The 12,014-nt window shown below is 61.3% G+C and carries 8 protein-coding genes; 7 read left to right on the top strand and 1 reads right to left on the bottom strand.

Going from position 1 to position 12,014, the window contains the following annotated elements; genetic code table 11:
* Positions 1–6: 6 nt before the first annotated feature.
* The 4 genes from BH682_RS34110 to BH682_RS34095 all read left to right on the top strand — a co-directional run bounded on the left by BH682_RS34110 (position 7) and on the right by BH682_RS34095 (position 7,207).
* Positions 7–309: a hypothetical protein gene (locus BH682_RS34110; RefSeq protein WP_075836485.1), complete on the top strand. Its 303-nt coding sequence runs from the start codon at positions 7–9 to the stop codon at positions 307–309.
* 255 nt (positions 310–564) lie between these two features.
* Complete coding sequence (locus BH682_RS34105) at positions 565–5,967, top strand: telomere-binding protein (RefSeq protein WP_075836483.1); 5,403 nt, start codon at positions 565–567, stop codon at positions 5,965–5,967.
* Positions 5,967–6,578, top strand: a complete 612-nt coding sequence (locus BH682_RS34100) for a terminal protein (protein ID WP_075836481.1) — start codon at positions 5,967–5,969, stop codon at positions 6,576–6,578. Before BH682_RS34105 ends, BH682_RS34100 begins: the two co-directional genes overlap by 1 nt.
* Positions 6,578–7,207 (top strand): hypothetical protein, encoded by a 630-nt coding sequence (locus BH682_RS34095; RefSeq protein ID WP_075836479.1) that lies wholly within the window; start codon positions 6,578–6,580, stop codon positions 7,205–7,207. Before BH682_RS34100 ends, BH682_RS34095 begins: the two co-directional genes overlap by 1 nt.
* Positions 7,208–7,279: 72 nt before the next feature.
* On the opposite strand, the gene BH682_RS34090 is transcribed toward BH682_RS34095, so the two are convergent.
* Positions 7,280–7,849: a hypothetical protein gene (locus BH682_RS34090; protein ID WP_157127687.1), complete on the bottom strand. Its 570-nt coding sequence runs from the start codon at positions 7,847–7,849 to the stop codon at positions 7,280–7,282.
* A 224-nt stretch (positions 7,850–8,073) separates the two neighbouring features.
* On the opposite strand from BH682_RS34090, the gene BH682_RS34085 reads away from it, so the two are divergent.
* The 3 genes from BH682_RS34085 to BH682_RS34070 all read left to right on the top strand — a co-directional run bounded on the left by BH682_RS34085 (position 8,074) and on the right by BH682_RS34070 (position 11,781).
* Positions 8,074–9,078 (top strand): DUF3560 domain-containing protein, encoded by a 1,005-nt coding sequence (locus BH682_RS34085; RefSeq protein ID WP_075836477.1) that lies wholly within the window; start codon positions 8,074–8,076, stop codon positions 9,076–9,078.
* Between the two features lie 584 nt (positions 9,079–9,662).
* Positions 9,663–10,586: a DNA-processing protein DprA gene (locus BH682_RS34075; protein WP_190287677.1), complete on the top strand. Its 924-nt coding sequence runs from the start codon at positions 9,663–9,665 to the stop codon at positions 10,584–10,586.
* A gap of 214 nt (positions 10,587–10,800) precedes the next feature.
* Positions 10,801–11,781, top strand: coding sequence for a DUF4192 family protein (locus BH682_RS34070; protein WP_223304708.1), 981 nt, complete (start codon positions 10,801–10,803; stop codon positions 11,779–11,781).
* Positions 11,782–12,014: the final 233 nt, after the last annotated feature.

The raw sequence follows: 12,014 nt of genomic DNA, 5'->3' as shown, positions 1-12,014 counted from the left end.
TGCGCTATGGCACGTCCACACAAGGGGCCGCGTGGGTTCATTGCAACCCGGGCGCCTGAATGTCAACACAACATCTACGAGCAGCGCGCCCGGGAGGTCGGTCTCCCGTCTGGTGACTACGCAGTACTCGTCCTTGCGCTCGTTCATGGCTTCGACGTGCCCGACTACATCATCGTTCAGCTCGACCCGGAATCGCTGCATCGTCTCGACCCGCGTCAATACACGTCCAGCGACGATCAGGTCGATCGATTGGTTGCCGCAGTCGAACGTCGATCTCGGCCCCAACAATTGCGAATGGTGGGGACATGACCTCGTCCTAGACAGCGAAAAACCCCCCGTGCTTGGCGGCAGGAGGGGGGGCTTTTCTCGAATTATTCATCCGTTCAATTCAGGAAAGGAACTGGTACCGGAGCGAAAGCGACCGGTGTGCAGTACTCCAGCTGGAGTATCTGCTCAATTCGATTGATGAAAGGAGCGGTGTGTCTTCATGGTAGCTCACCCCTGCGTAGGGGCACTACCTTTGTGGGCAGTGTCGTCTACGACACAAGCACCCGTCGGTGACCGATGACGACCTCACCCGCGCACCGCGGCCACATGTGGTCGATGGAGAACATCCGGGGACTCCTCGAGTCCTCGGGTGGCATGAAGGTGCGTAGCTCCACTCAGCTTTCAGCTCGATGCCCCGTTCACGATGACGGGAATGCCTCACTGTCAGTGACCTGGACCAATGATGGTGCCGGCGGAAAAGTACTCCTCAAATGCCACGGCTGCGGGGCAAGTGCCCAGGACATCGTCGATGCCTTGGGGATTTCCACAGCAGATCTCTTCGACGAACCTCTTCCCCCTCGTAGTTCGGCAAATCCGTTAGCTGGTCGATCGGCCCAACAGCGAACCGCTGGCCGGCGCCGAGGCAAGCTCGGGGCCCTCCCGAAGTCGATTGTCACCAAAGCTGCAGGCCCTGAGATTGAGCACGAATGGGTGCCGGTTGCGACATACCCGTACGTCGATGCCGAGGGCTCGCTCGTCCAGGAGGTTGTCAGGGAAGAATGCTCCAGCTGCGAGCTCGGCCGGCACAAGCAGTTTCGGCAGGTGTTCGTCTCTGCGCTGGGGCGACGGGTCAAGCAAAAGCCCCGCGATTTCGAGTCGGTCCTTTACCGGACTCCACAGCTCCTCGCCGCTATCTCAGCCGGCACTCCGGTGTGGCTGGTCGAAGGTGAAAAAGATGTCGAGACCGCCGAGCAGGTCGGTCTTGTCGCCACCACGAACGCGCAGGGCGGGCGAAGCTTTCCTGCGGAGTGCGCCGCCGTTTTCGAGAATGCCACTGTCCGAGTCGTGCTCGATCGTGACGACGCCGGGTGGGATCGTGGGATCGATCTCGCTTCCTTGCTTGGGGGAGTGGGCGCACATGTGCAACTGCTGGTGCCCGCCACACTCGATCCGAAGAGCGATTTCACTGACCATGTGCACGGCGGCCTGTGGGAGTGCGACGAAGAGCTCGGTGGCTTCATCGAGGTCAGGGTGGGGGAGGTTGCGGCGCATGCATATGCAGGTGCTGTGCGCGGCAAACATGTCTTGGTTGAGAAAGCTGCTGCCGAGGCCGCCGCGCACGCCGCGCTGGCCACCGATGCAGAGTCTTCCGAGCTTGCGCTCAAGCGCGCCAAGCGTTGGGCTGTGGAGTCCGAGCTCCGTTTCGAGTCGTTGAGCGAAGCTGTCGACCGTTGCCGTCTGCAGGCGGCAACAGAGGGAAGTGAATGGGCGGGTCAGGCGGCTGATGAAGCTGTTGCGATCTGGCGTCTGGCACGCAGCGCCGCACGCGCTGCCCATGATGTCGCTCAATTGCCGGTCCCTCCCTTGCTTCAGGATCCGGACGAGCAGATCGACATCGTCCCCGCGCTCGACGAGGAGCCGGTCCCCGAGGCAGAAGCGGCTGAGCGAAAGGCCGGCGAGACCGGTGTCTTCGCAGCGGGTGCTGCTGCCCCCATCGGCGGTTCGACTATTCGCCGCGGATCCGCGATCTCAGCGCCGACGTATCGGATCGTCGATATGCAGCTGGTCGAGATCACCACAACCAAGGACGGCGAGGAGAACGCCAAACTGGTTTTGGGTCTTGATGCCCGGATCGTGGAGATGGAGTATCTCGAAGCTACCGATGATTCGTTGGACGTCGATGTTCCCGAGCTGATGGGACGTGAAGGAATCGTCGGCCAGAAGGAGGCGAATCCTCCAGCGCCGGAGCAATTGTCAGCTGTCATCATCGGCTACACACACCCGGACACCAGGGAGTTCATGCGGCTGCGCATCGCTGCGCTCGACTTCCGTGATTGCGGTTGGGTGGAGTCTCTGCCCGGTCCGCCCGCCTACGATTCACGACCGTCCGGGATCGCGAAACTTCGCGACGCGCTCAAAGTTGCTGGTGGAACCATCACCCGCACAGTTCGATTCCGCTCCACTGGATGGCGACGCACCCCTGAAGGTGAATGGTTCTTCGTTCATGCCGGGGGTGCAATCAGCAACGACGGCGCCCGGGTCGCGCCGGTCCTCCTGAGCGGACCTCTTGCTCGTTACGACCTGCCGGCACCTGTGGAAGACGCGTCGCGGCTCCGCGAAGCTTTCCTCGCTCATTCCGGGTCGATGCTGACCAAAATTCCGGCGCGGGTCTCGGCGACCTTGCTCGGTCATGTCTATCGGTCCGCTCTCGGCCCGAACCCGTGGGTGCTGCTGGTTGTGGGTTCGCCTGGGTCGTACAAGACCTCACTTACCTCGATTGCGATGCACCACTGGGGTGAGCTGTGGGATCGCCGCCGTCCGGCATCGTCGATGTCCGGGAACGGCGATACCCTCAATGCTCTTCGTATCAAGCTCAATTCGGCGAAGGATGCACTCTATTGGGCTGATGACGTCGCGCCGACTCGGGATTGGGGTGCAGCGCAGAAATCGCTCGAGGAATTCGCGCGTATGGTGCACAACGGCGAGCAACGGTCGCGTTCGACACGAGATGGTTTGGGCATTCTCGACGGCACTCCGCCGAGGGCATCGGCGGTTGTGACGTCCGAGGTGATGCCTCGTCCAGGGTCAGGAGCGCAGCGCATGCTCGCTGTGCCGTTGCAGTCTGATGAAATTGAACTCGACCAGTTGATCGCACTCGACCAGACCGAAAGTCGTCACGGGCGCGCTTTGCTGATGGCGTCGTTCCTGCAATATCTGGCGGGCAGGCTGGAAGAGATCCGGGAGTTGGCGTTCGGGGCGGCCGCGACATACGCAGAGTCGCTGCGCGATCACGGTGAGAGCGTCCGGCAAGCCGAAGCCGTCGGCGCTGTCTGGGGTGGCTGGATTGCCATGACGCGCTTTTTGTTCGATATCGGAGCCTTGACCCAGGCAGAGGTCGATCACACGCTCGAGCTTGTTCATGTCGGTCTTCGTGATGCCATCACTGCAGCAGCTGATCCGGATCTTCCTTCCCGTACAGGTGCCCGGGTGCGAGAGTTGATTGCGCATGCTCTGCGAACCGGGTTGGCGTACGTCGACGATGTGCGTACCGGTGAGGCTCCGGGACGGCCGTTGGCTGGGCGTTTGGGTTGGAAGCGAACTCTCGTCGGCGAGTTTCAGGACGTGAAGAAGTACCGCGAGGATGCTCGCGGAATCCGGCTCGGCTATGTGCTGACGGATCCGACTCCGCGGGACGGCGAAGCGCAGTTGCTCGTGGAATCGACAGCGCTCGAGCAGGTACTCAAATCGGCAGCACAGTCGATGTCGGATGCGCCGCAAATCGATCGAGGTACGGCGCTACGTGCGTTGTACGACGAGGGAATCCTGATCGGCGAGGAACGCGCAGGTAAAACACCCAGGTACACGGTTCAGCGCACCATTCATTGTGAAGATCGACGTCAGAGGTTGACTGCGCTGCGGTTGTGGAAGGTGATCGGCGAGCACCTCGGCGATGACGATATCGATGGCATCGATGGTTCCGGCCCTGACGGTGGTGGCAGCCCGATCGGGGATGGCGGGCCGGGGATCGATGATCCCGATTCTGGTGGTTCTGTATCTCCGGATCGGCCGCTGGACCTTGTCGATCTGCTGGCGATGGGGCCGGATGGTCGTAGCGATGACATACAGTCCACAGTGTCCAAGCACGTGCAGAGCCTGACCAGCCCTGCTATTTCGGAGGAGTTCCAGGTGGGTAGCTATTACGATGCCGACGGCCACAAGGCAGTCGCTCAACCGATGTCACCGGCCCAGGCTTGCCTGGTGTGTGGCGAGCTTGCGCCTTTCACCTTCGACGGAAACGCGATGCACGTTCCGTGCTGGCTCGGAAGTACATCGGAAAAGCGTGCCGCCCTTCTACATTCAAGCGTCCATAGCGGAAATCCGGTGCAAAACGCGTCGCCGGTGTCAGCACAATCCACTGATCTTTCTGCACATTCGGTTTCGAGCGCAGCACCGATTGACGGCACAGGTACGACGTCGTTGTCTCCCGGCAAGTCCAAGTCGCCATCCGGCGCTGCTGTGGCACGACCGAAGTTCATCGGCCCGGCTGGGGTGCTCGACGTCGACGGATTGTGGCTGCCGAGCGGTGAGGTAGTCGATCCTGGGCCGATCTTCCATGTCGGACACATCGCAGAGGTCATCCGGGCACAGAATTTCGGTACCGCAGTCAACGAGCGGTGGAGTGAACCAGGACAGATCTGGATCACCGATGCCATGGCACGTCAGTTCGGGATCGAGACGGGCGCCCTCGGGGACGATCCACGCAAGCGCGCTGAAGAAATGCGCTCGTTGACTGCAGGGATCCCTTTCGTGACTGAAGCGTTGGAGGAAGGGTGGTCGCTGGGCGGAAAGCTCGGCGATCGCCTGGGTACGTGGACGCGGGTATGGCATGGCGACGAGCGCGGCGTCTGGGTCGCGTTCGTCTCCGCCATGGGCCAGGACGAATTGGACATGCCAATCCTCGCTGATGCGCCGACACCAGCAGTGCTGGCGTCGAGGTTGGCGACATTCGCCGATGCGTTGAAGTTCCCGTGGGCAATGTCTGCGTCCACGACCGGATTCGATCTCATGATCAGCACTCGCTCACGGGAACGAGACACGGTTTTCGCTCCGTCACAACCAATTCCACCCTCCCAGATGAGCAACACCGAAACCGACATCGACTGGTCACGGCCGCCGACCGCCGATGAGGCCGAACATCTCTTTATCCACGCGTATGACCGAGGCGGATCCCACGCCGCGGGCATCGCCAGCCTCGAACTCGGAATCGGAGATCCGCAGCATCACGAGAGCGGGGCAGTATTCGACAAATCTCTGCCTGGTTACTGGAAGATCGAGATTCCGGAATCCTCGGACTGGCGGTACCCGAATCCGTTGAACCCGAGAGGGCTTTCGATCAACGAGCCCAAATGGGTCACAACGCCGACCATGCAGTACGCCCACGAACTCGGATACGAGCCGGAAGTTATCGAGGCGTACGTGTGGAACGAGCACGGCAGAGTTCTCGATCCTTGGTACAAGCGGATCCGCGATGCGCGTACCGCATTGGACCTTGCCGATCCCGATGCTCAACTCGCCCGCGATCAACTCAAGGTTGTCTACACGCGCACTCTGGGCATGCTCGGCAGTAGCGATTTCATGAAGGGCCGGCCGGGTTATGCACCGGAACGGCGCCATCACATCATCGCGAAAGCCCGAGCGAATATCCTGCGCCGCGTGGTGAAGATCGGCAAGGCCAGCGACAGGTGGCCAGTTGCCATCTCGAACGACACCGTTCTGTACGTCTCCAACAATCCTGATCCGATCGCATCCTGGCCGGGAGAGCAAGAGACGTTGGGTCGCGGGTTCGGCCAGTACAAATGGGAAGGTTCGGCCTTGCTCGCCGATCAGGTCGAGTTCTTGACAGGTAAGGGCTACCGAGGAAAAGACCAACTCCATTTGGACTGGAATGCCGCGGACTACACCGTGGGCGGTGATCAGTGATGGCGCGCAAGAACACGAACAAAGATCCTGGCCGCCGGTCGAAAATCTTCGGCGCCCTCACTGGAAGAAGCGGCGCCTCGGTCTCACCCGGGCGAGCAGCTCCGGACGTTCGAGGACTATTGCTCGCTGCCTATGGACTCAACAAGAGAGGTGGCCTCAACACTGCAGATGCCGCCAAAGATCTTGGGGTAACACAACGTACGGTTCAGCGGTGGGTAGCAACTGAAGGACGCCAGCGGATCGGTAAGCCCAAAGCCGACACGTTGCAGAAACTCGCAAAGAAATCGCGGCAAGCGGCCACGACACAGCGCGGCCGCAAAGCTGCGCTGGCATCTTTTCGAGGGACGCCGAAGGGCAAGGCACTCGCGAATCGGGGTGGTCACCTTCGCATACGTGGCCATCAAGGTCCGAGCGCCGCCGGCAAGACCTACAAGCGGGACCGCCAGATCCAACTCGAACTCACCCCTGCCGATGTCGAAGCAATGTGGTCGGCGTTCGAGCAGAACGGCGATGAAGGCGTGTCCACGTGGATGACGAACCATGCCGACGAGCAGTATGTCGCCGGCTGGGAATTCGAACGCATCGACGAGATGGGGATCGATCGCCCGTGATGGCACCTGCGGCCCCTCGGTGGACGCGTAAGCGCCTCGAGACGATGTTGGGGACCTGCTACGGGCGTACCCTCGCCGGCCACGTCGATACGGCTGCCGTCGCACATGCCGCCGGCGTCAGCGTTCGCACCGTCCAGCGCTGGATGGCGGGCAGCAATCGCCAGAACGCGGCGATTCCGCACACCAGACTTCTGCAGTTGTGCCGCCCGCCGGCCGACACTCAGGAGCGATCACAACAGGCTGCTGACTATGCACGTGAAGCGATCGTGAAAATCTCTCTGCCCAAAGGGCGAGGAATCCTTCCCGCATGGCGCGAACAAGGTTGGCTCGAACCGCACGTCGTCGGAGTACTCGCATTACGCGGTCTTGCACTTCGGCAAGTGGTGATCAGTAACGGCACTGCTCGATCGACTGCCGACCTGCGGCGGCGAGGTGAGTTGCTCGACGTCACCACCGTACCGACACGGTTCCACGCCACTGTTCTCGTTCACGAGGTGCTCTCACGTGTCGAGCCGTGGTGCGTCTTGCCTTCTCGCGAGATCCTGGCAGTCGGTAGGACTCAAGTCTGGGCTGAAGACGGTCCAACAGTGGATCTTTCGCAGATCGCTGTCGCCGCGGCTTTGCGCTGACACCACCCAACGTCGCGATACCGACGTATTGGAAAAGCCCCCACAGTGGTGAAAACCGCGATCAATGAGAGGTCAGCGTGCGTCCGGGTCCAGTCCCACGCGTCTGAGTACTCGCCAGAGTTTTTCGTTGTCCAAAGTCTTGCGGTGTTCCGCGATGGCTTGGACGAGCTTTTCTATGACCTCGCGTGATCGCGGGTTGAACTGTGCTGCCCGCTCGCCTATCCAGGCCAGAGGCGCATCCTCTGCCTTGTCGATTCGGTCGAGCGCCATGACTGATTTGTCGATGAATTTCCTGGCGCGGCCTTGTTGTTTGTCATCCAACTCTCCTGCGTCGAGAGCTGCTTTGGCTTGATCCACGAAGTCTTCGAGGATGGCCGTCGCCCGATCCGCCAATTCATCGTCGAAAGCCAGCACATTCCAAAAGTTTCGCCAGTGCGCGTTGTACTTTCGCTCTGAGGATCGAGGAATCAGGTGGTCACGAAGGATGCATTCGAAAACCTCTGCATCAAGCACTCGCAGGTCGGCGGCACCGCTAAAGGCCGGCAAATCAACAGGGTTGGAGATCCTGCGCCACGGCTCTTGCTGCGTCATCGGTGGGATCCTCATCCTCTGTACTACTGCCGTTTCAATACCCTCATCCACTTCAACACACACATGTCGGCTAAGGGCCGAAACTGCGGGGTTCCGAACACAACCTACCGCCCCCTGCCCCTGCCCCTCACGCTGCCCCCGGCACCGTGAGGGGCAGGGGCATTTTCATCGAAAGTTTCCCATATATCAGCAGGTCAGGCAGTAGAATGATCAGTGTCCTAGTGAAGTGTGGGCGGACTGACCATCCTCCCTCTACCGGTTATTTTGGAGTTGGCATGTTGACGATTTCGCACAGCGCGGTTGATGGCACGTTGATCGATGGAACCTCCCGCGGTGACGGTTCCGGCGAGGTACTACGGGCGCACGGGTGGCGGTGGTTTCGCAGCATTGCGATGTGGGGAATGCGGGGGAGTCGCGATCGAGCGCCCCGTGTTCGCTTGATCGACATGACGGCAGATGCCTTACGGGCGCAGGGTTTCGAGGTCGAGATTTCAATCGATGCCACAGCTAGGCCGGCGGTCGAGGTTGAAGCCGATCGCATCGATCGGCAGGCGGAGCGCGTCGCTGCACTTGAGCAGAAGGCGGAACGCCGCTCGGATAGAGCGGAACAGGCGTGGAAGGCGGAACATCGCGCGGTCGAAGCGCTGCCTCCCGGGGGAGAGCCGATCAAGATCGGTCATCATTCCGAACAGCGCCATCGCCGAGCACTCGATACAGCGCACAGGCGGCTCGGTCAGGCAGTTTCCGCCCAGAATGATGCACGGCAAGCGCAACGACGTGCAGAGTCCGCAGCTGCGACTACAGAGGCTCGCTACAGCCCTGTGACGGTGAAGAACCGCATCGACAAGTTGCACGCCGATCAGCGGGCGGACCAGCGCGAACGCGACGGACATGAACGGACGTTGTTTGTCCTGGGCGACACCAAGCAGGTCGAGAAATTCCCACCTGCGCAAGGCGCTTACCGGGAACTGCTCGAAAGCAGGATCGCCGAGCGCGAGGACCAGATCAGTTACTGGGAAGCGGTCCGGGCTCAGCAAATCGAATCCGGGAAGGCGACGAACTACGGTCCCGACACGATCTCGAAGGGCGATCTCGTCCAGTGGTCCGGAGGTTGGTACCCGGTTGTCCGGGTCAACAAAAAGTCTGTGACGATTCCTTCCATAGTCGGGGGGAGTTGGACTGACACCATGCCGTACCACAAGCTCAGCGGGCATAAACGTCCCGACGAAGGTGCGCAGACCGCGGCGGCCGGAACCGCCTCAGAGGAGATCCGCTCATGAGTGATCATCGAACAGAAATCCACAGCGGAGAGTTTCGACAGTCTCGGCACTACCCGGTTACTGCGGCAGTGGAGGATATTGCAGCGCAGTCCTTTTCGAGGTTGTACCCAGATGCGCAGTGGCCTCCGGTCAATGCACAGTTCGCCGATGTTTATCGTTTAGCCGCTTGGAGGCTTCTCACACCACTCACGGTTGTTGCAGCACTCGACTGCTCGGTGTTGACGTCGCGAGAATGGTTGTCACTCAATGAGAGTGAACAGTCGGAGTGGATCGCACAGGCACAGGGAACCAATTCGCTACTAGTGCGCACTGCGGTCGGAGCAATGACAGCGGAGAGCGTCGCTGCGATATAGCGGAGCCTGCGCCATCCCGAGGATTCGCCGGCCACCACCCATGGATCAGGCCTGGTCGCGCAACCGCGCGACCAGGCCTTCTTCCATGTCTCGCCCTGCCCCCGGCACGGCGAGGGGCAGTGGCGTTTCAGACCAATTCCGTCGGTGCTGTCGATTAGTGTTTGTGCTGTCCTAGTTCGTCTTCGGTGAGCATGACCAGCTCACCTTGTGCCCACTCAAAGGGGATCTGTCGTGGTGTTTGTTTCAGTACCGAGTGTCGATAGTGCAATTTCCGATAGCAGGCGTGAGGCGTGGGCATTTTTGTCCGTGGTCTCGGACGGGCCATCCGCGGCGTTGGTCGCTTTGGTCGAGGAGCTCGGAGTCGAAGAGGCTGCAGCAGCTGTTAGGGACCGAGTGCCCGTCGAGGGATTGCCTCTGGGATCTGAGGATCTACGGCGAGGCGATCGGGCCGCGCAGTTCCTCGAGGCCACAGAGCATCTCGGCGGGCGGTTCGTCACTCCCGACGACGCAGAGTGGCCACGCGAACGATTTAGCGCCCTCACCGGCGCAGACGGGGATGATGTGAGCCCTCTTGGACTCTGGGTCCTCGGCACTGGTTCCCTGCACTCCGATCGGGGCATGATCGCGATCGCGGGAAGCCGGGCGTCGACGGCATACGGCGAACATGTGACCTCCGAGATTGCCGGTGACCTGTCCGCTACGGGTTGGACTGTCGTTTCGACAGGATCCTTCGGAATTGCTTCTGCCGCACATCGTGCTGCCTTGGCAGTGGGCGGTGCGACGATCGCAGTCACAGCAGCAAGCATCGACCGGGCTCATCCCGCTGCACATGAGCGAATGTTCCGAGACATCTCGGAGCATGGCGGCCTTGTGGTCAGTGAGTACCCGCCCACACACTCGGTCCCCTCTCGGCATCGTTCGCTCGCGCTGAATCGCTTGATCGCCGCCCTGTCTCAGGCGTCGGTGGTTGTAGAGACCGGTTGGCGCGGCGGTTCTCGTGACATTTTGACGTGGGCGTCCAAGCTCGGCCGACCCGCGCTGGCGGTACCAGGTCCGGTGACCTCGGCCGCCTCCGAAGGGTGTCACCGAGCGATCAGGGAGGGTCACGCTGCCTTGGTGACGAATAGTGCGGACGTCGTCGCCGCGATCGCCTAAACCCCGATCCCCGCAGACGCGGGGAAGGCCCTGGTCCGCACCCTCTGGACCAGGGCCTTTCTCGCGTCTCGCCCTGCCCCCGGCACGGCGAGGGCAGGCGGCATTTCACCGCCGTTCATGGCTCTTTTTGTCGGAGGCATGTGGCAGTGTCATCGGTGTTGTCCTAGTCCGGTGCGCCTCACCAGCGCACCCCCACGACCCAAAGGGGTTACCTGTGAGTACTTTTCGTTTGTCTTCGCCGTCCGATTGCGTTGCCGGTGCTGTTGCGCTCGGCGGTCATATTCCTGTCGATGAGGTGGTTGTGATCGCCCTCGATCTCGAGCCGATGCCGGTTGCGATGATCAAGCTGACTGATGTCGAGTCGGCGCGAGTTCTGGCGAATCTGGAGGGCGCCACTCCGTTCGCCCAGTGCCGCGAAATGTTGGTAGTGGTGTTCGGGCCGGTTGAGCGTGGCGATGCTGTGGGTGAGGTGTTCGAGCAGTTCCGACCGGATGCGGTTACACCGGTGTACGTCTTCACCGAGGGTGTCGTTCGCCGGTGGCACGGCGTCGGATCGCTCGCGTTGCAGGCCGGTGACCAGATGGATTTGCGGTCGCATCCGATCGTGTTGGAGGCGCAGTCACTCGGCGTGGCCACGCTGCAGACTCGTGCGCAGATGCGCGCAGCTTTCGAACCAGCTCAGTTCGGCGCAGAGCGCGCCGCAACGGTCGCGCAAGGTTTCGATCAGCAGCGAGTGAAATTGGCGGCCATGGATCCACGCGGGGCAGCCGAACTCGCGTTCACCAGTGGATTAGCGCCGTATATCGGTCGTGCAAAGAATGACGGGGGAATCGTCGTCACGGACGAACATGCAGCGCTTATCGCGGCCGCGATGCACGATGTGACTGTCCGTGATCTGTTGTTCGTACATGTGACGGACAAGAACGCCGATGCCGCCGCTGAGATGTTGCGGCAAGTAGGGGCACTACTGCCCGCCAACCTTGCCGGTCCGGTGATCATCATCGGCGCGATATTCCATTGGGTGGCGCGTCATGCGGCGCTTTCTCGCGAGGCCCTCATCGTGGGGCGCACTCTCGATCCGGCTCATTCCTTCGGGCAGTTGTTCGAGCGCGCACTCGACTTCGGAATGAATCCGGCACTCTGGGACCAACTGCGCACGGCGGCGGTAACAGCGAGCACTCGAACCGGAAGATAACGATTCGGTGGTGCCGTCCCGATCAGCCAAAGGATGGCACCACCACTTTCGATTGCGCCGCAACCGAAACAGCGCACACATTTTTTGTGCGCGCCTTCTCTTGGAATCTTTTTTGCCACAACGAAAAGCAGCCACGAGTCCGGCGCGCAGCGCGTAGGACTTCCGTCATCAGGGCGGCTTGCCGCCCGCGCCCTTCCGGTTCCGGGCGCAGCCCGGAGCTACGGCCCCGAAGG

The sequence above is a fragment of the Rhodococcus sp. YL-1 genome, from assembly GCF_001942025.1.
Taxonomy (GTDB): Bacteria; Actinomycetota; Actinomycetes; order Mycobacteriales; family Mycobacteriaceae; genus Rhodococcus_F; species Rhodococcus_F qingshengii.
Note: the sequence above shows the minus strand (reverse complement) of the source record. Positions and strands in the feature narration are given on the sequence as shown.

Excerpts from the sequence above, each read along its gene's own strand:
- BH682_RS34085 (WP_075836477.1), top strand. The coding sequence starts at position 8,074 with ATGTTGACGATTTCGCACAGCGCGGTTGATGGCACGTTGATCGATGGA.
- BH682_RS34095 (WP_075836479.1), top strand. The coding sequence starts at position 6,578 with ATGGCACCTGCGGCCCCTCGGTGGACGCGTAAGCGCCTCGAGACGATG.
- BH682_RS34105 (WP_075836483.1), top strand. The coding sequence starts at position 565 with ATGACGACCTCACCCGCGCACCGCGGCCACATGTGGTCGATGGAGAAC.
- BH682_RS34110 (WP_075836485.1), top strand. The coding sequence starts at position 7 with ATGGCACGTCCACACAAGGGGCCGCGTGGGTTCATTGCAACCCGGGCG.
- BH682_RS34100 (WP_075836481.1), top strand. The coding sequence starts at position 5,967 with ATGGCGCGCAAGAACACGAACAAAGATCCTGGCCGCCGGTCGAAAATC.